This is a genomic window from Cyanothece sp. BG0011 (assembly GCF_003013815.1).
Taxonomy (GTDB): domain Bacteria; phylum Cyanobacteriota; class Cyanobacteriia; order Cyanobacteriales; family Microcystaceae; genus Crocosphaera.
In genome coordinates this window covers 1-23847 of sequence record NZ_PRLH01000012.1, presented here as the reverse complement: position 1 = coordinate 23847, position 23847 = coordinate 1, and the positions used below count along the sequence as shown (strand labels likewise).

29 protein-coding genes are annotated in these 23847 nt (G+C 41.7%); 15 read left to right on the top strand and 14 right to left on the bottom strand.

Annotation, left to right across the window (positions count from 1 at the left end; translation table 11 throughout):
• Nucleotides 1–9 precede the first annotated feature (9 nt).
• Nucleotides 10–264: a hypothetical protein gene (locus C4E06_RS03345; RefSeq protein WP_198648272.1), complete on the top strand. Its 255-nt coding sequence runs from the start codon at nt 10–12 to the stop codon at nt 262–264.
• Between the two features lie 109 nt (nt 265–373).
• Here the strand turns inward: C4E06_RS03345 and C4E06_RS27570 are convergent, their stop codons facing one another.
• The 3 genes from C4E06_RS27570 to C4E06_RS03330 form a co-directional block, all read right to left on the bottom strand.
• On the bottom strand, nt 374–787 hold the full coding sequence (locus C4E06_RS27570) for a hypothetical protein (protein WP_198648271.1): 414 nt from the start codon (nt 785–787) through the stop codon (nt 374–376).
• 400 nt (nt 788–1187) lie between these two features.
• Complete coding sequence (locus C4E06_RS03335) at nt 1188–1613, bottom strand: hypothetical protein (RefSeq protein ID WP_107666804.1); 426 nt, start codon at nt 1611–1613, stop codon at nt 1188–1190.
• Nucleotides 1600–2754, bottom strand: a complete 1155-nt coding sequence (locus tag C4E06_RS03330; RefSeq protein WP_107666803.1) for a ParM/StbA family protein — start codon at nt 2752–2754, stop codon at nt 1600–1602. The genes C4E06_RS03335 and C4E06_RS03330 overlap by 14 nt, the downstream gene beginning before the upstream one ends.
• A 264-nt stretch (nt 2755–3018) precedes the next feature.
• Here C4E06_RS03330 and C4E06_RS03325 point away from each other — a divergent pair, with 264 nt between their 5' ends.
• The 3 genes from C4E06_RS03325 to C4E06_RS03315 are packed head-to-tail and all read left to right on the top strand — an operon-like array spanning nt 3019 to nt 4873.
• A complete protein-coding gene (locus tag C4E06_RS03325) occupies nt 3019–3315 on the top strand; it encodes a CopG family transcriptional regulator (protein WP_107666802.1) in 297 nt (98 codons plus the stop codon).
• The gene (locus C4E06_RS03320) at nt 3288–4355 is read left to right on the top strand and encodes a relaxase/mobilization nuclease domain-containing protein (protein WP_198648270.1); all 1068 of its coding nucleotides are present in this window, start codon (nt 3288–3290) and stop codon (nt 4353–4355) included. The genes C4E06_RS03325 and C4E06_RS03320 overlap by 28 nt, the downstream gene beginning before the upstream one ends.
• Nucleotides 4352–4873, top strand: a complete 522-nt coding sequence (locus C4E06_RS03315; protein ID WP_107666800.1) for a hypothetical protein — start codon at nt 4352–4354, stop codon at nt 4871–4873. Before C4E06_RS03320 ends, C4E06_RS03315 begins: the two co-directional genes overlap by 4 nt.
• A 128-nt stretch (nt 4874–5001) precedes the next feature.
• Here the strand turns inward: C4E06_RS03315 and C4E06_RS27565 are convergent, their stop codons facing one another.
• Nucleotides 5002–5154, bottom strand: coding sequence for a hypothetical protein (locus C4E06_RS27565; protein ID WP_198648269.1), 153 nt, complete (start codon nt 5152–5154; stop codon nt 5002–5004).
• Between the two features lie 249 nt (nt 5155–5403).
• On the opposite strand from C4E06_RS27565, the gene C4E06_RS03305 reads away from it, so the two are divergent.
• The 11 genes from C4E06_RS03305 (at nt 5404) to C4E06_RS27555 (ending at nt 17281) form a co-directional block, all read left to right on the top strand.
• Nucleotides 5404–5952, top strand: a complete 549-nt coding sequence (locus C4E06_RS03305) for a hypothetical protein (RefSeq protein ID WP_198648268.1) — start codon at nt 5404–5406, stop codon at nt 5950–5952.
• A gap of 338 nt (nt 5953–6290) precedes the next feature.
• The gene (locus tag C4E06_RS03295; protein ID WP_107666796.1) at nt 6291–9080 is read left to right on the top strand and encodes a type IV secretory system conjugative DNA transfer family protein; all 2790 of its coding nucleotides are present in this window, start codon (nt 6291–6293) and stop codon (nt 9078–9080) included.
• Nucleotides 9077–9928: a hypothetical protein gene (locus C4E06_RS03290; protein WP_107666795.1), complete on the top strand. Its 852-nt coding sequence runs from the start codon at nt 9077–9079 to the stop codon at nt 9926–9928. The genes C4E06_RS03295 and C4E06_RS03290 overlap by 4 nt, the downstream gene beginning before the upstream one ends.
• 9 nt (nt 9929–9937) lie before the next feature.
• The gene (locus C4E06_RS03285; protein ID WP_107666794.1) at nt 9938–10984 is read left to right on the top strand and encodes a hypothetical protein; all 1047 of its coding nucleotides are present in this window, start codon (nt 9938–9940) and stop codon (nt 10982–10984) included.
• A 24-nt stretch (nt 10985–11008) separates the two neighbouring features.
• On the top strand, nt 11009–11917 hold the full coding sequence (locus tag C4E06_RS03280) for a hypothetical protein (RefSeq protein WP_107666793.1): 909 nt from the start codon (nt 11009–11011) through the stop codon (nt 11915–11917).
• Nucleotides 11917–13356: a hypothetical protein gene (locus C4E06_RS03275; RefSeq protein ID WP_107666792.1), complete on the top strand. Its 1440-nt coding sequence runs from the start codon at nt 11917–11919 to the stop codon at nt 13354–13356. The genes C4E06_RS03280 and C4E06_RS03275 overlap by 1 nt, the downstream gene beginning before the upstream one ends.
• A gap of 8 nt (nt 13357–13364) precedes the next feature.
• Nucleotides 13365–14204: a hypothetical protein gene (locus C4E06_RS03270; RefSeq protein ID WP_107666791.1), complete on the top strand. Its 840-nt coding sequence runs from the start codon at nt 13365–13367 to the stop codon at nt 14202–14204.
• Complete coding sequence (locus C4E06_RS03265) at nt 14179–14466, top strand: hypothetical protein (protein WP_009546248.1); 288 nt, start codon at nt 14179–14181, stop codon at nt 14464–14466. Before C4E06_RS03270 ends, C4E06_RS03265 begins: the two co-directional genes overlap by 26 nt.
• A gap of 50 nt (nt 14467–14516) precedes the next feature.
• On the top strand, nt 14517–15371 hold the full coding sequence (locus C4E06_RS03260; protein ID WP_198648267.1) for a hypothetical protein: 855 nt from the start codon (nt 14517–14519) through the stop codon (nt 15369–15371).
• 168 nt (nt 15372–15539) lie between these two features.
• Nucleotides 15540–16136, top strand: a complete 597-nt coding sequence (locus C4E06_RS27560; protein WP_198648266.1) for a type IV secretory system conjugative DNA transfer family protein — start codon at nt 15540–15542, stop codon at nt 16134–16136.
• Nucleotides 16137–16264: 128 nt separating this feature from the next.
• Nucleotides 16265–17281 carry a type IV secretory system conjugative DNA transfer family protein gene (locus C4E06_RS27555; protein ID WP_198648265.1) on the top strand — a complete coding sequence of 339 codons (1017 nt, stop codon included), beginning with the start codon at nt 16265–16267 and terminating at the stop codon, nt 17279–17281.
• Nucleotides 17282–17525: 244 nt separating this feature from the next.
• On the opposite strand, the gene C4E06_RS03250 is transcribed toward C4E06_RS27555, so the two are convergent.
• From C4E06_RS03250 to C4E06_RS29160, 10 genes are all read right to left on the bottom strand, one after another.
• On the bottom strand, nt 17526–18851 hold the full coding sequence (locus C4E06_RS03250) for an NF041680 family putative transposase (protein WP_107666789.1): 1326 nt from the start codon (nt 18849–18851) through the stop codon (nt 17526–17528).
• Between the two features lie 172 nt (nt 18852–19023).
• Nucleotides 19024–21936 carry an ATP-binding protein gene (locus C4E06_RS03245; protein ID WP_107666788.1) on the bottom strand — a complete coding sequence of 971 codons (2913 nt, stop codon included), beginning with the start codon at nt 21934–21936 and terminating at the stop codon, nt 19024–19026.
• 5 nt (nt 21937–21941) lie between these two features.
• Entirely contained in the window at nt 21942–22043 is a 102-nt protein-coding gene (locus C4E06_RS28585; protein WP_232826137.1) for a DUF3368 domain-containing protein, read from the bottom strand.
• The gene (locus C4E06_RS03240; protein WP_232826136.1) at nt 22015–22428 is read right to left on the bottom strand and encodes a DUF3368 domain-containing protein; all 414 of its coding nucleotides are present in this window, start codon (nt 22426–22428) and stop codon (nt 22015–22017) included. The genes C4E06_RS28585 and C4E06_RS03240 overlap by 29 nt, the downstream gene beginning before the upstream one ends.
• Nucleotides 22429–22431: 3 nt before the next feature.
• Nucleotides 22432–22671: a UPF0175 family protein gene (locus C4E06_RS03235; protein WP_232826135.1), complete on the bottom strand. Its 240-nt coding sequence runs from the start codon at nt 22669–22671 to the stop codon at nt 22432–22434.
• A complete protein-coding gene (locus tag C4E06_RS27260) occupies nt 22668–22814 on the bottom strand; it encodes a hypothetical protein (protein ID WP_157951104.1) in 147 nt (48 codons plus the stop codon). The genes C4E06_RS03235 and C4E06_RS27260 overlap by 4 nt, the downstream gene beginning before the upstream one ends.
• A gap of 26 nt (nt 22815–22840) precedes the next feature.
• Nucleotides 22841–23086 (bottom strand): type II toxin-antitoxin system HicA family toxin, encoded by a 246-nt coding sequence (locus C4E06_RS03230; protein WP_107666787.1) that lies wholly within the window; start codon nt 23084–23086, stop codon nt 22841–22843.
• Complete coding sequence (locus C4E06_RS03225; RefSeq protein WP_107666786.1) at nt 23083–23292, bottom strand: 2-oxoisovalerate dehydrogenase E1 subunit beta; 210 nt, start codon at nt 23290–23292, stop codon at nt 23083–23085. Before C4E06_RS03225 ends, C4E06_RS03230 begins: the two co-directional genes overlap by 4 nt.
• A gap of 30 nt (nt 23293–23322) precedes the next feature.
• Nucleotides 23323–23574: a DUF2442 domain-containing protein gene (locus C4E06_RS03220; protein ID WP_107666785.1), complete on the bottom strand. Its 252-nt coding sequence runs from the start codon at nt 23572–23574 to the stop codon at nt 23323–23325.
• Between the two features lie 3 nt (nt 23575–23577).
• Nucleotides 23578–23712, bottom strand: a complete 135-nt coding sequence (locus C4E06_RS29160) for a hypothetical protein (protein WP_255412119.1) — start codon at nt 23710–23712, stop codon at nt 23578–23580.
• Between the last annotated feature and the right edge of the window lie 135 nt (nt 23713–23847).

Sequence of the window (23847 nt, the reverse complement as noted above, 5' to 3'; positions counted from 1 at the left end):
AAAATGACTATGTTGATCCCGCCAATCGAAATCTCAGCTAATTACGACAAGCAGGGAAATATGTACCCAAATCAACGGCGTAAATTATTAAAGAAAGGTTGGACAGAAGAAGAGATTAGCCAAGCCGAAGATAGAGCCAGGGAAGCTTTAGAAGAAGTAAATGAAGCTAGAAGTAAAATCAGAGACCGAGGTATTGCTAGGTCTGGACTTGATATCAGCGAACAACTCAGTGAAGGATATATCGACTTAGAGGACTTAATTTAAAGTCTACGGCTCGTAGACTTCTCTCGAATCCGCAGCAAACTCTATAATGTATAAGAAAAATAGACATTGCTGCGAAAAGGTGAAAAGTAGTCCCAGAGCAAACTTTAGGCTATTTTGGGGCTGTCTTTCTCCCGTCAATCCTTAGCCAATAACAGGGGCTAGACTCAGAAGGACATACGACACCGCTAGGAAGAAGGTTGAGTCCGATGTAAATTCCAGTGGAAAAACTACCAACCACAATAACGGCTGCCCAAGACCAATTATTGATAAAGCTGGCCCAAGTGCGAACTTTTTTCCAAAATACTTTACTGCGTTCCCGTTCGACTTGAATACGCTTCGCCTCAACTTCGACGTACTGTTGATTTTGCTCTAAGGCAAGTCGGAGTCGTTCTCCGATGATTCCGTCGATGAGTTGAGTAAGTTCGTCGGGGCTGAATCCCCTGTTATTTGATACGTTTCCAGGTAGTCGTCCACCAACTCCGAGACGTTGATGTCCTCCCCCTCCTGTGTCGCTTGGCTCCAATATTGTTGGAAATTCTCTTTAAGTTGTCCGGACTCAATCATTTGGGCCAATCGCTTGACAGTCACTTGCGGAATCACTTGACTCATAATCTGAGCTTGTCGCTCTCCTAGCTGTAGCCCTGTTTGTACGGCTTGTTGGTCTAACTGAGCCGTAATGCTACTATCTACACTGGCAGGGTACTTTTGCTTGAAGTAGTTAGCCATGTCTTCGTAGGAACTTGCGGCACCTGAATCAAAGAGCTTTATAGCTTCCTCGATACGATTTCGCTCTTTTTGGGTAAAGTTCTTTTTACTTGAACGAAGACCGATAGCTTTGATGGTCTCTTTGAAGTCGGCATCATCTAATGAGAACTCTTTTTGTAATTGATCTTTGGTATAGCTCATAATAAACCTCAGAGTAATTAAAACATTGAATCGAGTAAGGAATCTTCTTCGTCGTAATCACGACAATCTTCATCGAAGTTAAGGTCATCTTCTACCTCGTCTTCTGCTACCGACTCAGTAAAGCTATGTCGGTTAGGGTAGAGAGGAGTTGGAGGAGAAGATACAGTCGGTTGCATCGTCTTAGCTCCGAATCGATATCGGAGTAGTTCGATGTGATGTTCGAGGAGATAAACAGAGCGCGTCACGGCATTAGCGACTTCTTCTGAAGAACCTCCTGACCATTTCACTGCAAATGGTAGCCAAAACGCTTCGAGAGCATTCATAACAAAATCCTTTTTAGGAACCACTAAGTCTTGCTTTGCTTTGTTGTAGTAGTAAATCAAAGGGGCGTAGCGACTATCTTCTGTGGGTTGGTGTCGAAATTGGAAATTAAGCCGATTCACGAGTTGCCACCTCCTTAAGCCGTGGTAGGGGCTTTTTCAGTAGTCTATAAAACAAGCCATATACATCCGCTAATCGAGAGGCTAAGTAATTCTTCGACACTTCATTACCGAATGTTTGCACCACTCGCTTTTCAAGGGATTGTGACCAATTAATTTGAGCCCCATAAGACTTTAGTAAGGTAGTGAGATTACGTTTAAAATATTTTGCTGTACCACCACCCAGTAAAATCTCATCGATTTCTAAATGAGGGGGGATTTGCTGACTAATCCAATTAGTCAACGTCGCCACATATTCTTGCTGAGAGTCTTCGATAGCATCTTTAATCTCTTTTTTTTCTGCTTCTCTGAGTTCGGCTCTTTGACTACGGGCTAATCGTTCTAAGGTGCGATCGCTAATTGATTTCCCTGTACAAATCGCGGGGATTAAAACTTCTTCAGATTGCCCTGATATAAACGTTTTTATCTTAGTAATCATTTGGGAAAATCCAAACTCACTGGTTAGCCCTATGGTCAATTCTCCTCGTTCTACTACTAGGATTGAAGCATTGCGATAGCCGATCATCAGAACAACTAAGTTAGTTTCAGTAACCCGCTTCATCGGCTTACCTTTAGAAGCAACTCGTCCTCTAGCAAAGAGTCCCCCGCCTTCTGGTAACGCATCGAATCTTTCTAAGGTCACATGGTATTGCTGACCTCGGTATTCAAAACTCTGTAATGCGGATTCTAAAACCGATTTGAGTTTATCTTTGTCTTTAAATTCAGACCAAGGGAGTAACACACCTAAGTCTAAACTGAAAGTTGTACCTAATCCCTTGATTTCTGCGACTGCGCCAACCATAGCCAAGGTCAATGGAATAGCCGAATCAATTTTTAAAGAATTCAAGCAATGAATTGTACTGAATTGGCGCTTAGCCAGGAAGCCTACCGCAAAATAAGTATCATTGAGATTGACCCAAGATGAGTCTTGAGGACTGGGATTACCCACTTTGTATTTCTCGTAATTGGCAATAGCAATATTAGGGACTTCTACGACATGAGGGTCTAAGAGTAGAAGTTCGGGTTTAATATAACTATTGCTAGTGGTGTAAATAGCTCGTCCCAAACTCGATCCGAAGTCTAAGGCCATGGTCAATTCTGACATTTTTACCTTCTCCTTCAGTTCTCTTTTTTTCACTATACACACCAATTGCTGAAATTAACGATTTTGGACTGGCGGATGTGCACGGCTTTGCACGTTTTGCGAACTCTTACACACTTTCGCATCTCCTAAAACGTGCTTGTAACGTGCATCATTGTGCGCTTTCAGTGCTTCATGTCAAGGTCGATTCGGCGGGTAGTCGACGAAGCAAGCAGTGTTGAGTGAGACTAATGAAATATAATCGAAGAAAAAGGATAATCCAAGGTTATGGAACAGCAAGAAATAAGACTCCGAGTACCCAAAGATGAATATCAAACAGTCAAGAAAGAAGCTAAATCAAGAGGACTATCTGTGAGCGATTTTTTTAGAATACTGATCAGCAAAAAACAATTCCCAAAGAAAAACAGTCCCAGAGAAGCAAGGGAATTATACCTGGACCTAGCGTCGCTTCAAGCAGAGGTTGAGAGTATGGTGACAGGTGGAGCTAAGATTGACTTGACTAAAGTTCTAGAGAAAATCAAAACATTGAGAGCTGCTTGTATCGGAATGGAGAAAGTAGAGTGATTGGTAAAGTAACTCACGGAAGAGATGCCTACAGCTTGTTAAGGTATGTCGCCGACAAAGAAGGCGCGTATCAAGTCGGTGGTAATGTCGCCTTTAACGACCCGGTGAATATTGCAAGGGAATTTAGAAGAGGACAAGCATTACACAGAACGATTAATCGCTATGTTTGGCATACGTCATTGTCAACGGCTAAAGACGAGAACCTTGATAATGAAACGTGGAAAAAAATCGCCCAAGATTACCTGCGAGAAATGGGCTTTGATAAACATCAATATGTTGTTTATCGACACACTGATGCAGACCATAACCATATTCACATCGTGGCGAATCGAATCAGTATTGTTGATGGAAGCGCTGTTGACGATGCGTGGTCAAAATATCGTACTGAGGCAGCGATACGTAAGCTAGAATCTGCTTACAATCTTCAAGTGGTAGAACCAAGTCGGGGAAAGGAACGAAAATCTCCTACGACTGGAGAACAACGGATGCAAGCAAGAACGCAAACACCTCTGCCACGAGTCGTTATTCAAGACGCTTTAGACAAGATTCTGCCTACCATTACCTCACCCGAAGACCTAAAAAATAAGCTTAAAACCGAGGGGATTGAAACAAGATTTAGAAAACGCAAAGACAAAACGATTAGTGGGATATCCTTCAGCTATAACGGGATCGCTTTTGGAGGGGGGAAATTAGGAAAGCGGTATAGTTGGACTCGCATTCAACAGCAACTAAGGGAAAACCAAGCCTCCCTAGTAACTCAAGAGAGAAGTCAGTTAGAAAAGGTTTATCAAACTTTAGCTTCTAAATTCTCAGAAAAGGTAGACCCCCAGACAAGAGACATTCTAATTGCTTGCAGATTACTGAAAAACGGATATTCTAACAAATCAGTTAAAAGGGTACTTACTCAAAGTCCTGTAATCGGACGTTATAAGCAATCAGAAAATTACCAGAGAAATAAAGCTTTACGATATATTGATACCATATATCGTAAAGCACAGTCAGCCGTAGCAAGAAGCCACGCCAAGGAGGTATTACAGTGAAAAATCCATTACTAGGATTACTCGTTCTTCTACTCAGTCCTATATATATGACAGGATTAGGCCCATTGGTGCTGTTGGTATGGTTAGACACAGGAATTAAATTCGGTTTCCGACAAGTAGGTAAAGCTATTGACTATTTGCCACTTCCTGAGCCAGATTATCATAGCGATTTAATTGAGATGGTCGATAGCCCGATAGAAAAGCATCGAGGGCACTTCCAAACTATTGAGCGCTATCTCATTTCACAACATGATAATCCTGCGGTTCAAGTAAATAGCTATCTTGCCAAGGCAGCACTTTATCAAAATCAACTCGATAATCCAGTTACAGTACCCGAAGAATACAGAAAATATAAAGAAAGTGCCATAAAAGGAGTATTAGAGGATAAAGGTAAGCTGATCGAAAAAGCGCAAAGCCACTCACTCAATGACCCCTGCACACATAAAGTAAATCGGCTCGATGAAAATAGCTCGATAAACGTCATTGTTGAGACAATGCAAGTATGTCGTGAGAAATAAAGAAAGCTCTGAGAAAACGTACAGAAAAAGATAAAACCGTAGTTCATTGAAAAGCCTAGAAGCCTTGCCCAATCTACCGTAAACCCCTTCACAAATCAAGAAAATACTCCCACAATATACACGAACCCCTACACCATAGTTTTCTTCTGGGGTTTATCCTTACCAATCATGGTGAAACTCCAACTTACCCATAAACAAGCTAAGGAGGTATTGCGAGTATCCAGTAATCGAACATGGCGATCGCACCTAAATGCGATCGGAATAGGTTCAACTGTAACCATACTCGATTGGAGCCAACTAGAAGCTCTCTACGCATTGCAATTGTACTTAAGTGTCAGAACCGGACAGCATAGTAAGTCTGAATTCGCTCAAATTTATCGAGAGAAGGGTCTTACTCCTATCAAAGACACCATACGCAGTCACGGGTTCCATTACGACCAAGCCGTACAGTTGTTTATCGAAACATTAAGGCGCTTTAAAAGCGAATTACTTGAAACTGAATTGCTTGAAATTTCAAACTGTGAGGAAAAATGATGCAAGCTTTTGATGTAAATTACGAACCAAAGCCCTCGAAAATCGAAGCCAGAAAGACAAAACGGCTAAGTAAAGAGGACACACAATTCGGATACCTTCTGATTACCATCTTTGGAATCGGAATCCTCGGTGTCCTCCATGCAGATATTTCTTTATTTATTTTAGCTCTCCTATTCGGATGTGCATTAGGTTTCTGGGATAGTCTTTACGGAAACTTAAATAATCATCGATTTTTAATGCGATTAGTCGTCGTAGGAGCTTTGACTGGCTTTTTCTTAGTCAACTTTGGTGGAGCCGCCCATGCACTATGGTTAGACAACATTGAACAATGGATGACAGGTGCCTTTCCTACTGCAACTGAGCTTGCAGAATTGATCTTCAATGTCCTTCGTGCCGCCGTTGTTATTTACCTTGCGATTGCAGGAGTACAAATATTCTTAGCAATTAAACGACAAGAAGGATTCTTTGAAGCGGCACAGTTACCTTTAGCAAGTCTTCTCATTATCTCTGTTGTCGATATCGTTGCAGGATTCGTAGTTACCTAATAAGAATACCTCAATGCTAAAACCTCAGACATAGAACAACATGAAAGAGGAAGAACAAATCATTGTAAACCGAATGGTGGGGAAAGTTCCGTTAATAGGCTCCTTTAGCCCAATACAGTTCTTCGCCGCCATTGTCGGGTTTCTTTTCGGATACCTAGCCCATGCCAATACAGGAAACATGATTGTTGGAGTTGGAGCTACCCTGTGGGTGTTCTTCACAATCGTGTTAGTTCTGGGCAAGCATCATTGGCAATACCTGAACAAATACCGCAGAGCTACCCCATGGTCGAGGGGACGTAGGCTCTTTAAGAATCCGTTGAAGCAGAGGACTTCCCAAGATGGGACAAAAAACTAAGAAAAAACGGGTAGAGATTTACGAAGATATCCAGAATCACTTAGACCTTGTCTGTTATTGTTCCTTTGAAAAAGGCGATTTTAGAGCCGGCGCTTATCTTTTACAAGAAAAAGATGACGGACCTTATGCCGTAACATTCGGTTGGAAACTAAAAGGGATTCATTCTTACACCAATCAAGAAGACCTCTACTACATCCACGAGCAATTAAAAAATGGGCTCAAGGATTTCCCCATGAATGATGCGTTGATGATACGGTCTAAAGTCACTCCTGATGATAGTGATAGACAACAGTACCTAAACAAATTGTGTGATTCAGCCCCTTGTGATGAACTTAGCTTTTTTCTTCTAGGCGATCGCAAGCGAGTACGGGAAATCGGAGATAAAGGACTTCGAGTTGTCAAAGAAGACCACCTGTTTGTCACCTACTATGCAGAAAGTGAAAAAGAAGCCACGGACTGGATGGAGAAAGGGTTACTTTGGGTGCAATCTCACATCTTAGCTCATTTTGGAGATGCCAATAACACGGGACAAGAAGAAGTAGAACGGGTTTTTCGGTGTGCGGATGAGACGTTAGCCCAATGGCATTCTTATCTGAGCGACAAACTAGGATTATCGGTTTATCCGATGACTCCAGAAGAGATGAAAGCTTATATTTGGGAAGTATTTAACGATGATCCCGTACCAAGCGGTTTCCCACAACTACTAACCTATGACAAGGACGGATTACGGCTTGAAACCTGGAGTGAGACCTGTCCCTCTACTTTGCTGACCTCTCACCATGTCCCTATCAATGATAGAGCATGGCTGTACCACCCCAATACTCAAACCTATAGCGGTATCCTGACCTTTTTGGATAAACCCTATGCTTGGGAAAATCCAGAAAAGCAAATGCGTTACTTATTCGACTTACTTAACAAAAACAACATCAAATACGTTGAATTTGTAACGCAAATTTGGAGAGGAGACAGTAGGCTAGCACGAATCAATATGGAAAAGCTGATTCGCCAAAGTAAAAACCGAGGTAAAGAAGCCCAAGCCAAAGGCGAAATCAATGTAGCTGCAGGGGAAGACTTAGAAGAAAGTATCGAAGCCCAGAAATCAATGATTAAAGGGAGTATCCCTTTTAACACAGCCATTGCGATTATTATCCACGCTCCTGAACCCGATACCTTAAAAAAGCTCTGTCGTATTGTACAAAACCAATACCAAGCCCCCGCAGTAGTGTCTAGGGAAAAAGAAGTTGCTTGGGAACTGTGGCTACAGGCCCTGCCTATTACTAGAAATAGACTTTTGGTCAATCCCTTATCGAACCGAACATTAACCTATCGAAATGAAGAAGTTCTCGCTTTTTTACCGCTTTTTACCACCCTAAGTTCAGCCAAACAGGGAGTAGAACTCATTGCCCAAGACAGCAAAATTCCCGTGTATTTGGATGTGTTTCAGTACGAAGGACGTCATGTGGGTTTCTTTGCTAGTTCGCGTAGTGGTAAATCCGTCGCCATTGGCTCAGTCCTCACCACCGCCCTCTCTCAAGGAATTCCAGTGGTGGCAATTGACTACCCTGGTTCTAGCGGGCGTTCTACGTTTACTGATTACACAAAATACCTTGATGTGATTGGAGACTACTTTGACGTAAGAGAACACTCGTTCAACATCTTCGACCGTATCAATCTCAGCAAGATTAAAAAGGAAAGAGATCGCAAAATTCGCTGGCAGTTGTACACCGGGTTTCTCAAAGAAACCTTAGTGGCCATGGTCTTAGGTGGTAAGGCAGCCTCTCTCGATGCCAGACTCGAAACCGAAGTAAAAACGGTAATTTCTTTTGCGGTCAATGCGTTTTTCAAAAATGAAAGTATTCTTGCTCGGTATAAAAAGGCCGAGTCGGGGGGTGTCGGTAGCCAAGCATGGCAAGAAAGCCCAACCCTAAAAGACTTCATGGCGTTATGTAATGCCGATATCATCCGAGCCGAACTCCCTGAAGAGTTTGTCATGGACGATAAGACGCTGAACAACACCCTGTATTTTGTTCAGTTGCAATTAAGCTACTGGCTCAACAGTGAATTAGGCAATGCCATTGGTCGTCCCTCTACGGTGAAGCCTAATGCCATGTTAATGGTCTTTGCGTTAACCGCTCTCAAAGAGGATGAGTCACTTATTTTTGCGCTCATTGCCTTTACCGCAGCATATAGTCGTTCACTTGAGTATCAAAGAACTCTGTTCTTCATCGATGAATCGCCGATCTTACTCAAGTTCCCTGCAATCTCTAAGATTGTTGCCTCATTATTCGCCAATGGTAGTAAGTCAGGAATTCGGGTGGTACTCAGCGCCCAAGCTCCTAACCAGATTGCTAATAATCCCTCTACAGCAGGAGATATCTTGCAGAATATGCACTATCGAATGTTAGGGCGAATCGAAGAAACAGCGATTGAGTCCTGTGTGAATATTCTTGGCATTGATGAGGAAATGGTAAGGAGATGTACGAAATTCGAGCCTGATAAAGCCAAAGGACGAACACAGTGGCTATTCTTTGATGGATCTCGGTTTAGTTATGTCAATTACTACGCCCCACCTGTGCAGTTAGCAACGTTGGTCAACAACACAGACGAAGCAGATGTTAGAGAAGCCCTCAAGGAGCATTACCCCGATAACGTTTTCATGGCGTTATACCAATTCTCTGAACTCTTCAGGGAAGCCCATATCAAAGGAATGCCTATCAAAGAGGTGTACCAAGCCCATTATCAAACTATCGATGTGGAGAGTAAAGCAGCGTGAAAATCAATAAGAAAGTAGTAATTGTATCAAGCGTAATTGGGGGAACCCTCGTGATCGGGACTCCCGCTATGGCCTTTCTAGGTTTCATTGATTCTCCCTTAATTCGATTAGCCGATGAGTATCTCTTTGGTGGTGTTGTAGAAACTGCTGAAGAATTGTTCAACCTCGGAGAAGAAGCGTTCGGCTATGTCGAAGAAGTCTTCAATTCTAACGGCATAACCGTCGTAGAAGGGTTAGTAGGAAACGCTAGAAATACTTGTAGTGGTTCAGACGTTCCGTTAGAAATCTGCAATGACATTGCCCTAGACGGTGGGAGCATCATTGAGGCGATGGAAAACAACGAAGGTATTTTAGGGCTTCCTATTCCTGAAAACTATCAAAGGGAAATGGTAGATATCCTACTTGATTCTTCAGAAGAACCCAGTTGGGGATATGTTAGTAACCCTAGCGTGATTGCCGACGATGTAAAACACGCTGGCGATCGCGGGCTGGCCTTACTCAATAGTAATACGATACTGAGTACCCAAGGCCAAGAAGATATGAAAAAGCGTATTGAGACCAACGAGACCATTGCGAGAACCTCGATGGAAATAGGGACTCAGGCACTTAGAACCAGAAACGAACGCAAACTACTACGAATGATGGCTCTGATGGAAGCGCAGCAAACTATTTTGCAACAAGGTCAAGCTAACACAGCAGAAATGAGTCGAGTCGATCAACAAATCACCAATCTAAACTTGGCTAATATCTCCAAGACACTAGATAAAGAGCAAACCGAAAAGCAAGTTGAAAAAAGAGTGGTAACAGACGGGCTTATCAGGGCTGTTAATGGTCTAGGAATGTACTAGGAGGTAATTGTGAGCTATTTCATAGGGTCATTCACTAATATTCTCCAGAATGGCATTAACACAACCAACGACACTGCCCAAGCTTGGGATCAAACCTGGACTAACTTATTTGCCGGGGGGAATATATCAGGAGCCACCATCTTTGGCTCGATGGTTCAATTGGGAGAATTGTTTGCAGTTGTAGCAGTCATTATTGCTGGTCTGTTGACGTTCAAAGACATGAATAATCACAAAGCACCGCAATTCAACATTGTAATCTGGCCATTGATTGCCATGACCATGTTCGCTGCTGATGGTGCTTTGTTAGCCCAAACGGTGTTAGGGTTGCGAGGAATCATTAATCAAATCTCAGATCAAGTAGCCAACAGTGTCGTTGCCGGGGTGCGATTAGACGAAGCCTTGAAGAATCTCGGTGGACAGGTAATGCTCCAACAATCTGTAGAAGATGCTTACCGTGGCTGTCTCTCGATGACAGGAGCCGCTAGAGCCGATTGCCTTCAAGAAGCTGCAAACTATGGTAACGAACTCGCTAATTCATTTGGGAACGTCTTCGGAGCAGCACAATGGATTGGAGATATTATAGATAGTTTCCGAAATGCCTCAAACGCTGTGCAAAACGGAACAGGTGGAGCCTTAATCGGTCTATTTTCTCCAATCTGGGAACCCATTTTATACGCTATTCTTTTCGCTCTCATGAAAGCGTATCAAAATATGCTTGAAGCCGTAATGATATTGATTGGTCTGACAGCACCCTTGGCATTGGGTGGCTCCTTGATCGGGTTTGGAACGCCGGCTTTTATTGGATGGTTGTCAGGATTCTTCTCGTTTGGATTAGCAAAGATTTTCTTCAACTTGTTAATTGGATTAGCCGCTTCAGTCGCCACTAATGCTGGTTTAAACGATCCGGCATGGTTTGCGTTGTTTGTTGGGATTTGCGCCCCAATTATAAGCTTTGCAATGGCTTCGGGAAGTGGATTTGTTATCTGGGGTGCTATGACATCAATGGTGGCATCTGCAACAAGCGGTGCTGCTTCGATGATCGCCAAAAAAGCATAGTAAATTACATAGGAAAACAAGGTAATGTTAGGTTCACTCAACGGAAAAAAACCAAAAAACAAAGAAGAAAACCCCGAAAACAAAAGCTTAAAAAGTCTTAAAGGGAAACTTACAAAGCATCAGAATTTAATCGGACTTTGGTTGTTCCTGCTTATTAATGTGGCCGGTTTAGGATTAGTATTTGCGCTACAGCTAGTACAGTTGGTGCAAATCGGACGGGTTGCTAATAAACCACCTGCAACATTGGTAGAAAAGGGAGATGGAACAGGACTTCTAACCGACGCCATTCCCGCCTCGCAACGAACCCCCAGAGCGATTCAACGATTTACATCGGATATCCTTACTGCGTTATTCACCGTAGCACCGGTGCTAGAAACTCAAGAGGGGCTAACCCAAAACGATGGGTTCGATGAAGGCATTACCATTCCTCGTAAAGAAGGGAACGTCAATAACCGAGTGACAGTAAATGCCTATGTTGCTTCAGTCGCAGCCATTGCACCGGGTTTTCGTGATCAATTTCTCAGTAAATTGGCAGACATCACCCCGCCCAATAGCTTCAATGGAACCACTCAGGTGTTATTCAAAATTGATTTCTTGGGAAATCCCATTCCAGTCGATGGTAAATCGGATGAATGGACAGTCACTGTTGTAGGAACAAGGTACATTATCGAGAGCCAAAGCGGAGGAAGCCGCAGAAGCCCTGAACCCGAACCCTTCAAGCAGGTAATCTACCTTAAATCTGTAAACCCTCAGTTCAATCCCCTGCCTGAAATTTCGACTAATATCCAAGAGCGTGTAGCCGATATCACAAAAATTGGCTTGCAAATCACCAAAATGACCCCATTAGACACAACCACTCCCCAAGGGGGAGATTTCCTTGAGCTTCCTGCTCAACCTCAGCCTCAACCGACTCAACCTACGGAGGAAGAATAATGGCCGACCACATTCAACAAATTAGAGACACCCTAGGGTTAGATAATCAATCTGCTCATCAAAACCCCGATGATAGTCTGTTCGACAGTAACGGAGAAACCCTCAGAGCAACCGAAAGTGATGTCCCTCTTGATCCTGAATTAGAAGAAGATTTCCAAAGACATTTCACTCAACACACCTTCGCCAGTCACCCACTGAGTAAATTAGTCTTTGTGGGATTAGGCTCGGCTGTAGCCGTAGGAACATTGGTTGCGATTTATTCTTTAACTCAAACTCCTCAAGAATCAGCTAGTTTTGATTCCCTTTCATCGAAGGAAAAAAGCGAAGAATTATTCGGAGGAACTCAAACAGAGGGAGAAGATGAAAAGGACGAACTACTAGCCCAGTTAGCTTTAGCCGAACAAAAACAACGAATGGAGCGATTGAATCGCAATCAGCCTAAAACGACTGAACCAAATGTGACCAAACCAGAATCAGTAGAAAAAGTTGAATCGCCCTCAAAACCCAAACCACCGACTGAGCAAGTCGTAGTTCGTCGTCAACCACCTACCTCTACCACTCAACCTGTACGGCGAACCCAAACGGTTGCTCGTAGGCAAACAGTCCCGCGTAGAGTAGAACGTCCAACTACTCACACACAGCCAAAATCACAACCGAAGACAAACACACAAACAATACGTTCGACACCACCAGAAAAGAAAATAGATTCAGACAAGCGATGGGAAGAGTTAGCACAAGTCGGTTCATTTAAAGCATCTGGCAGAGCAGAACCGATAGAACAAATCGACTATGCACAAGAAGATGACGGAGTATTAGTCGCATCGAGTAATGGCATGGTCGGAGCATCGGCTACTCTGACAACTCAAAGTGTCAAAGCACGGATTGAAGGCGGTATCGCTACCGTTGCTCGTTCTCGTGGAGAAGCTAATACAGTAGCCATGACGTTGCTAGAGCCCCTAGTCGGAACCGATGGGGAATTATTAATCCCTGAAGGTGCGACAGTGATCGCAGAAGCCACGTTCAATGACTTAGTGGTTTCCCTTAACGTTACCAACATCGCTTTTGAAGGGGAAGAAGACTACCAAGACATTACTTTAAATGGAAATACGATTAGAGTTACTGGCGAACAAGGCCCCGTTATCGCCCAACGCCGGGAAATTTCTGAAGATGAAGGCTTGAATTGGGGAGCTATCGGTCAAATGGCGACTGCCATTGGTGGATTAGGTGGTATTGAAGGAGCCGCCGAACTTTCTCTGTTAATGAATGCAGCTAACGGGGGAGGTCGCAGAAGAGTCAGCCGTCCTATAGAAATGTACATCGTCGAAGATGGAACTGAGGTCATGGTGCGAGTTGTAAAACCGACTCCTATACCGATCGCCTCTGATAACCATACACCAGACCAACAAAAAGAAGTCCCTGAATTTGATTTTGACTACTAAATAAAACCATGAAAAAACCAGTTTCAGTTTTATTAATAACGACTTTAGCTCTAGCGAGCATTGGCCCAAAAACATTAGCTACCAATCAAAATCCTGCTTATTTTTTTACTGAGTCTCAAGTTGAGTTACCGAGCATTCCTAACACTGGTGCGGTGTATGCAGGATACGAAGTAAATTACGAAGCGAGTGCGATCTCTTCTGGTTCCTATCCGACCCTCTCAGTGTGGCCAGGATCGGGACTGACTCTGAATTTTACAAAGTTGAACGAGTCAGTTAAACAGGTATGGCTCGACGATCCTTCTAAGCTGGTCTTAGATTATGCCGGAGAACTGTGTAATGTCCCCTGTCGAGGTGGAGTCAAGGTACTGCACCTAAAACGAGTACAAGGATTGCAGTTCGAGAATCTCCCCTCGACTCCAATCACGACTTTGACGGTGGTGACGGTAGGGTCAGACGGGGAGAAAATTTATAAGTTTAGACTGACCTACGGTAAAGGGAGTGCTAACTACTTGACCATTACCCTGAACCCAACTGAATACAAGCCGTCTCCTTCTATAAATGAGGATTACTTAACGGTAGCACGTCCCAATCCTAAAAATATCAACAAAGAAAGAATCGAAGTGTTTGAGCAAGGTTTAGCCACTGCCAAGGAAAAGTTAGACGATACCTCTCGAAATCGGTTGATATTTACACGGGTTGAGCTATTTATCGCTGATTTAAGGCAAGGATATAGCGAAGCCGATGCCAGAGAGCGGAATCATTTGTCGAAAAATGCAGTGGATACATTGATAGAGATGGGGAAACCGACCAAGGAGGAAGGCGATGAACGAGCAGCTACTGAACTATGATCACACGGTGGCTTTAGGAGAAGCCCTTTATAGCCCTCTTTCGCCGAATTACAGATGGACGACTTTCGAGGTGTTTTGTGATGGCTTTTTAGTCTATCAGCAAACCATTCAAGGGATACACATCAATGCTCAAGTCTCCCCAGACTATAAACCCTTAGAGATAGTCATTGCTTTTGATGGAGAGCCTGTATTTGCTCTTCGGGGCAGTCAAGTTTGTCTAAATCGCTTAAACCGTCCTTTAATATCATATACCCCTGATTAGCCATGTTAAACGACCACAATGCAGCCAGGGCTGCGGATGCCACTAAAGAAATGGAAGTCGCCACCGCAGCTTTGATGCTTGAGAGCATTAAACGACTGACAGGTACGGTTGCGGACTTAGCCAAACAAGTCCAGGAAATGCGTGAGGCTCAAAAAGAGAAAGAAAGTCAGCAAGAGAACACTGCTTCTCCTACGACAGAAAACCGCCAACCGCTCCCTAACTTAGAAAAGAAGTCAGACCCTACCCCTAATAAAGTAGAAGAATCCGTAGCAGTTCCACAGCCACAGCAACCTAACACAGAGCAATTATATGAGATGGTAGCTGAGCTAACAAAAGAAGTTAGGGAATTAAAAGCTGGTAAGGATGTAGAAACACCCGCAAAAGAAGAAACTCCAGTTTTTTCAATGGACGAGCAAAAACCAGTCTCCGTCCTTACTGCGGTGGAGAATACCCTTACTGACGAATCGCGAATAAACGACAGTGACGTGCGCCTCCAATTTAAAGGAACCACTTCCTTGTTAGACAAGGCCAAAGAAATGGCACAATCGTTGCGGACAAAAATCTCTGAGGGAATTGCCTCGATTACGGGCAATGACCGCTCCCTTGCAACAGACTTAGACCGTCAATTTACGCTAACCCAGTTTACAAACTCGCTACTCGATAAGGGTGGGGTACAACAACCCGATGGCTCTACCAGGATGAAAGGATCTACCTACGAGTTCAAGAGAGACAAAGAAGGGGGAATCAGCATCCGAGATACCAAAGGCGATCGCGGAGAAGTCTTTAGTTTGAAGAATGGCGTCATGGAAGATAAACTCACCAAAAAAGACCTCAAGAATTTTGCTGAGGCTGCAAAAGTCATCAAGCAGAGAGGGCAAACAAAGAGTGCCGGACTACAACGCTGAAACCTACTCCCTGTAAGAGATAGACCTATCCGCAGCAACCCCTATAATTCTTATAAACAATAGAAGTTGCTGCGGATCAAAAATAATTATCACCCGCAGCATCCTCAATTATTTATAGCAAAAATAGACCTTGCTGCGGATTCCTCAAACCCTTACCATACTTGGATTATGACTGATTCTAAACCTACGTCTTCTATTCAAACCGCATTGAGTGAATCTTTCCATAATGGGTCGATGGCCAATTACTTTCTACAACCCGAAGGGATGATGCTGTTAGGTGCGTTGGTAATGATGGCCGTTCTTGCGATCGCCAAAGGTGGCGGCGGGGGAGGCGTTAAGTCTTCTCGCGGTCAGCTAGCCGATGGGAGATTCGGCGGAAAGAGAGAATTGAATAATGCTAAAAAAGTTGCCTTGTCTCAGTTAAAACAGAAAACCCGATCCCCTGTCACGGCATGGATAGGAGAACCGAATAGCAATCCATTTGGCACTGACCCAATGTATTTGCCAGACTTAAATAGAAGTGCCTTGGTGTTAGGGGCTGCAAGTTCGGGTAAAACGTTTTCTTTTATTAATCCCATCGGAATTAGTGCCATTGACCAAGGGTTCCCGATTCTAATGTACGATTTTAAGTTTCCTGGACAAACTTCTCTTTTAGCGACCTATGCAAGAGCCAAGGGGTATCACGTCGATATCTTAGCTCCTGGTTATGCAGAATCAGGCGTATTAAATCCAACGAATTTATCAAAGATGCTACCAGTGGTTTAGCGGCATCTCAACTCTCAGAAGTTCTCAACGCCAATTTCAAAAAGCAAGGAACGTCTCAGAGCGAAGATGGTTTCTTTGGTCCATCTGGGAACCAATTGACGAAAGCAACGTTTTTGTTGGCTCGGACAATGAAATACCCCGATCTGATTACCTGCGCTAAGATTCTCAGTGTCTCCAATTTAGCGCGGCGGATTCTCAAGAAGAAGAAAGAAATGAATCCTTGGATATTTGATGCCTTTGGGCAATTTGCTTCTTCAGCATCCTCTGAAAAAACAGAAGCGAGTATTCAAAGCACCGCACAATTGATGTTCAATCGGTTCATCGTACCAGAACTATTAAGCGTATTATGTGGTGAAACGACCATATCGACTACATTAACTGGGAAACGAATGCTTATCCTTGGGCTAGACCAATCAAAACGAGATGTATTAGCACCTTTGTTTGCTGCTTTAATCAACATGATTGTCGATAAAAATATGGCGATGGATCGTAGAGATCCTTTTGTGCTTCTTGCTGACGAGGTTCCCACCATTTATATTCCTATGCTTAAGAAATGGCCCAATGAACATAGAAGTAAAGGATTTTGTGGGGTGCTAGGCGTACAAAACATCACCCAACTCGAAGAAATGTATGGAAAGATAGGAGCCAGGAATATAGTAGGCGCCTGTGCAACGCGGGTTTACCTGAACCCACAAGATATCGAAACTCAAGAATGGATCGCCAAAGCCCTTCCTGAAAAAGAGGTAGTCCTCAAGCATAAAAATAAGAGTGTAACTTCAGGAAAAACCACTAATAGTTTCTCCGAAGAGGTTAAGACTAAACCTCTAATGTCGGCAGCTAAAATTGGTCAAATGCAGACAGGAGAAGCCATTGTTATCAATCCGCATTTTGCCACGAAAAAAGAAGGGTTTTACCCGATTCATCACCAATTTAAGCCATCGAAGAAATACAAGGACTTAAATAAGTGGTGCGAAAAGGTGTGGGAGTCTTCAGTGCGTCCTGGTTTGATTGAGCGATCTCAAAACCGACCTCAAATTACAGCCGATGACCTGTCACTTAGACAAGAAACCGTCGATGAATTGTTTCCTGATTCACTTCTCAAAGAAGAGGACAATACTGATGAACTGCTATCTAAGCTTATATAAGGCTGGAAAAATCCCTATGAATACGATTCTTTGGCAAAAGGACTGGGAATACTGACTGAATTACCCATTAATATTGATGATACTCCTGCTAGTAATCCTTGGCAAAAGTATCAGGAAGATTTTAACTGGAGTTTAGACTAAACACTCATACTGTACAATCTAGTCTAACGATTTAGAAAGCATAAAAAGATGATTTAGCCTGTCAGAAAAGCTAAAAAGAATACTAATATATTGATTGAAAACTTTAAGCCGCTTTTTTCTTGGCTTTTTTTTGTCGAGTTACTGTCTTCTTGACCGTGGGATAATGAGGTCTTTTATTCCTTTTTTTACCTTTCTTCCAACCTGGAGACTTTCCACGAGGTTTGGGCGGTTTGGCTGGCGTGCCAATCACAGCTAAAAGTCCTGAAAAGCTTTGTGCCACTCGACCTGGGGTTAACTTCTCCCTTGCTTGAGGTTTCTGCCAAGGGAGCGGATTATCTTCTATTATCTCACGAGATAACCATAATTGCCATGTTAAAATAGGCATTAAGTGACTCCATCGCTGTCCTTTTTCTGTGGTTCCTAGTTTAGCTTTAGTCCAATGCAATCTTTGTTTAACAAATTGATTCCAATGTTCAATGGCAAAGCGTCTCAAGTATAATTCCCAAATCCATTTTAAAGATAGTATTTCATCACCAATCCATGCTAACCACATCGGTTTTGCTGCTTTTTTGGAAAGTTCTTTTCCCTTTCGTTGAATCAAGACGATTTCCATCGGTTGGGCAGCAGATTGATAGAAATGAAACTTACTCCATCTTGTGATTTCTACTATTCCCCAAGTTGGGTCATCAATTTCTATTGATTCAACAGGAATACCCCAAGTTGTAGGGTCAGATAGTTTCATTTTCTGACCATGTTTTCTTGGTCTTCCTTTCCCTTGATATTTAGGAGGTTCAGCATAAATACAACGATTTGGACTTAAACGCATCAAGAAATCAGCATCTATGTCTCCTATCATTTTTACGAATTTTGCACAACCATACTCACTATCCCATACAGTAATAGGTCTTTCTTTAAGATATCTACGAACTTGTTTAACTTGTAAAATTGCTTTGACTATCGGTGTTTGATGGGATGTAATTAAATCGTGCCTTAATGGTAATGCCCAACTCCCTTTTTCTTCCGGAATCCATGCTAATGTACTGTAACCATGTCCCAAAGTAATCGGTTTTCCTGAAATAACTTTCGCCCCATGTTCATAAGTTCTGTCCTTCAAAGTTGGGGCTTCTGTCCGAGGCCATGGTGTATGGTCCCCTGCTAAGATAATCCTCTTTTGAGATGGTGATGTAGGGATTTCAGCAATATAACGTCTCATTAATTTGTTAGCTTTTGGACGACAATCATTGATCGCTTCATACAAACTTGGCCATTTTCTACGAAACACTGGCGATAATGATAATTCAGCAAAAGAATAGACATTTCTGGTGATTAGAACTGCGTCCATTAATTCAAAAGTGCTATCTTTGGCTGGCCCTAACAGTTGATAGACTTCGTTTCTAAAATTTTGGAGTTTTAAAGCAGATTTATTCAAGGTTTTTGATTATTGGCTAATTCTACCTCATTATCTCTTCAATATTTACCCCCCGTAACCCCCCTGCTGGCTAGACTAGACTGTACGGTATGATTTTTTGGGGGTTAGTCTAAACTCCAGTTTTAATTGATTAATATTAAGAGAAAAAAAAGGGATAATAATAAAACTTTAGTTACTCAATCTTGATTGAGGCTTTAACATCCTGCTCATCTAAAGGTTCTTCAATGGCATTGCGTAACCAATTAAGGTCAAATCCCTCAGATTTAGTGGCTGTAACTTTAATAGAAATGCTCATATTCTCAGCTTGATCTGATAGGGTTTGTAATGCCTGAATGACATCAAAAAGGTGAACTTTATCAATGACAGATTCTAGACGATAATTTATTGCTGGCTTTTTACCTTCCTTAATAGCTGTTAAAATTGAGCGACTAATACTACTATTCCCCGTTTCTTCAATAACAACATTGGAAGGAGGTGGCATATCGTCAGAGGTGTTGTCTGTTTCTTCTGCTGTGGGATCTATACTGTCTTCCTCTATATCATTAGATGGACAAGGGGTTTCTATTGTTTCCTCTGGTTGTGTTAATTGGGATTTTAAGGTTTCAACCAGTTCTGGAGTAATTAAATATCCTTCTAAGTCTAATTCATCAACTGGAATGGTTTTTTGATAACTGATTAATTCTGCATTTTCAAGGGTGGGTAAACCCGTTTGAGGAATGGTTAAAGTGGGAACATAACCAATTTTTCCTTGTTCAATACTTTGAAGAATGGCTGTTTTAATGGGAGTTTCACTTAACAGTTTGGGATAGTCAGGGAATTTAAAGAAGTAATTGATTAACTCTTTAGCTTGAATATAAGATTTATCTTCTTTTAATCCAGTTAAGCGAATTAGTTTATTAACGGTAACTGTATCAAAGACATGGTTTTTTAGAGCGTCTAACACTCTTTCTTGTAGCTTATGAGAGGTATTAAGATTCGATTGTAAGTCAATTTTCTCTAATTTTAAGGGACTGACTAATTCTTGATTCTGCTGTTTATTTTTATTAGGAATTGGTAAAATAATTTCTTCATAGAGTCTTTGTAGAGCCGAGTTTAGCGCTGTGTCAGCCGTCTTTTGTTTAGAAACTAATTCTTCACTATCTTCCTCGGAAAACTTATATTTTTTCTTGTCTTTTAACAGTTGAGCGATCGCCTGAGTGCTACGGGAAGCAGTTCGGGCTTTATCCATCTGTATTGCATTAGGAACGACAAAAGCTAGGGCATTTTTATACTCTCTCTTATCATTACCTCGGTATTCTACCCATTGCATTAGTTCTTCATTAATAGCTTGGGGACTTTTTTCAGCCCAGTCGGGGGATAAGTAAATGACTTGAAATTGAGTTAAGCGATCTCCTATTTTGCTAGAATCAGAAGGCCAGATTAAAACTTTCCCTTTTGCCCCTTGTAACCCCTTTTCTAAGCCAGAACGGACATAATTTAATACTTCATCCCCTGTCAGTTTATTTTCTTCTTCTGCAACCAGTTTATTGAGGTTAGGCTTGGTTTCAAAGCGATATTTACGCCCCACATAATGTAAATAAAGCAATTCATCCCGTAAGTCTTTTAAGGCAGAAGTTAACACCATTCGCTCTAATTGGGGATCTAAACAAGCACAGGCGACCTCTTGTTCCATCACACCCCGTTCTTCTCCCCCTTTCGCCCCAAAAGAATATAACATAATAGCAGTGGCTAACCGTGTTCCTACTTTTAACTGGGTGAGTGCTGGTGAATCACTAGCGATGCGATTGTCAATTTGCTTCACTTTTGCCCGTCTTCCCGTTAAATCGGCTGAAAAGACGGAATCATAGGCATTCCGTTCCCCTATTTGGGCAAAGAATTGTTGCTTAATTTCGGAGTCGTTTAAGGGAACGGTAGCAGGGGTAATTAACCATGAGGGGTCATTATTTTGCCATAAGGTGTAAATAACTCTGGCTAAGAATTGTAATGCGCCTCTGGTGCGTTGATAACTGGGTAAACTACCCCATCGGTTATACATTAGGTCTAATAAATCAGGGTGGAAGGGATAACTAGATTCAATGCGTTCGGCTAATAAACGGGCTTCTTCTTCGATTTCTTGTTTTTCTCGGCTACTTTCAGCATATCCGAGTCGGAATTTACGGTAAAGGTCTGCTTGTTGTTGGGCAATTTCTCGTATGGTAGTAATATCGCCTACCGTGTCAAATAAGCGTCTTTGCACCACTTTCATCACTTCATCGCCGGAGACGGGTTCTTTTTTAGCATCAATACGGGAAACTAATTTATCTAAAACCCCTAATAATCCCTCATTTCCGACTGCTTCTTGAACGCTTGCTTGTAGGGAATAAACCATTACCGCATTGGGTAAATCTCTGACAACTTCGGTTAATTTCTGAATAAAGGTTAATACTTGTCTTCCTAAGTTAGAATCTTCAACTTGAAGTGCCATTGCATTCTCTACATAAACGAGAAATTCATCAATGAGAATTAAGGTAGGTTTTAAGCCAAATAATTGGCGTAAAATATCATTCCCTGGTGCGATTCTTTTTTTATCTTGTTGTTCAACTAATTGATAAGTTTTTTCTCCTTCTAATTGCCATGCTAAGTACCCCCAAGGAGTAAAGACTCGTTTTCCTGCTTCAACTTCTACCCCTGTGGTTACATCCATATCTAAGCCAATAAATGAAGCCACATTGACTTCCCCAGGGTTGGGTAAGGTATTTAATTGGGGAATTTCTGCGAGTTCGTCTCGATGTTGAGTAATATGATATAAGCTAACTAAAGAGTGTGTTTTCCCCCCCCCAAAGGGTGTGCGTAATTGTAAGACTCTATCCCCTGCTTTTCCTAATAATCCATTGAGAACATCTTCAAGTAATTGTCTTAAATCTCTAGTTAAATAAGTCGCTTCAAAAAAAGAATTAGCATCTTTATAGACCTTGGGACAGTTTTTATCTTGTCTAATAACGGCCGATAAACTAGCAGCAAATACGGCGTTATCCAGTTTTCCATCACGGATATCTTGATGGGGAGTAACTACTTGTGTCCAAGGTTTGAGTTGATAGGCAGTCATTAAGATTATTCTCCAACTAACATTAAGGCTTGATTAATAACAGAATCAGAAAGATACATTCCTGTTTGTTTTAAATCTTCAATTACAGGACGTGCTTTGGAAATCACTCCTTTTTTTTTTGGCTAAAAGAACGATTCCTAATGTGCCACGCATGGGAATTTTTAAGGTGATAGCGCATTTTCGGGCAGCCAAATCATCTAAGATAATTTCTGTTCCTTTGTTAAGATACCCCCATGCTAATACTTCGGATTCTCCACTTCCTAAGTCCCAGTTTTGTATGATGCTAGGAACAGAGGAAATAGAGCGAATTTCTAACCAGTTTTGTTGATTTAATTGTTGATAAGTTAAATCATTTTGTCCATAAGCTTGTATTTCCGTAGCGACAGCTTGCGGAACAATAATAGTTGAACTTAGTGTTTTTAACAGGTCTAAATATCCTGCTTTACTCAAAAAAATTAAAGGAGATGTGTTAATGGCAGGATGGGGGTTCACGATTTAATTCCTGTTGAAGTTCGTCAAAGTCAACGGTAAACACATCAATTTTTCCTCTGCTAAAGACATCAGAAAGTCTCGGCGGTTTAATCCTGCTATTTGGGCAGCTTTTTCTTGAGAAATTTCTCCTTTTTGATACCAATGAATAGCAGCAGCGAGTTTCATTTTTTGTACGAAGTCTTGAGGGGTACAGCGAAAACTGGAAAAGACTTCATCGGGTAATTGAATGGAAATGTCTGTCATGATTCTTGATAACCTCCTTGACGTTCTTTTCTTTCTTGTTCAATTTCTTCTGCATTTAATAAAGGAACACCAGAAGCGATAACTTCTTTTCTAATTTCTCGAAGTCTTTTGCCTAATTCACTTTCTATTTTAGTTTGAGTCATAAAATTAATCATCTCCTTAGTTAACTTTATTTTCTAAATAACTGATTAAGTAATTCGTCTCGACTTAATTTAAAATGATTACCAATATCCCGTAAAATTGCGTTTAGTGTATCCACTTTTAGGGGATTGTGAGCAGGAATTGTAAGGTGATGTTCTCCTTGTTGTTGGGTAGTTAATCGAATATGACTGCCTGTTTGATGACTGACTTCATAGCCTAACTTTTTGAGAGCTTTTACTAAGTCTTGACCTGATAAATCTCTGGGCAATTTCATGAAGCAAATACCTCGTCTTGGACAATATGAAGACGAATAATTTTAGGTCGTAAACTTTCATCAGGAAAATGACAGTGTACGGCATCTTTCACTTCTTTTTTTAATGTCTCTAAATCCTCAGCTTGGGTAATAATTGATTCTCCTAATGCTTGGGCGACATAACCCCCATCATCATCGGGTTCTACTAAGAAAATAATTTCAGTCATTGATTGATCTCCTTTAAGATAAATTACTCATTAATTGCTAGAAATAGCTAAAGTTTCAGCCGTTTTTAATAAACCATTAATTGATAAGTCTTCATCTATTAATGGCCAATGAATGCCATACCCTGATGGGGAAATTTGATAAGCGGTTCGTTCTTTTTCGCTGGCTTGTGCTAATTTTTGAGAGATTTCTGATAAGGGGAAATGATAGGTTTTATCATCCACTGATAAAATTAGATGAGATTGATTAAGAGCGATAGATTGAACGTTATGAATTTGATTCATAAGTTAATTACCTCCTCTTGTAAATAAGTTATCTTCTATGGTACGTTTCCATGAAGCTAATAAGGTATCAATCGCTTGTTGTTCTTCACTCCGTTGATGGGTTTCTTTGTTTTTTTCCTCATCAGCATGACCATTCAAGGATAAGGTATATTATCGGTTAAGGCACGTCCAGCTAAGGATTGGGCGACTAATCTTAGTTTAGCAGCATCGGGGTTGAGCAAGAGAGATAAAGTTATTGATTTCTGAGGGTTTATTTCTCGGTTAACCACAATA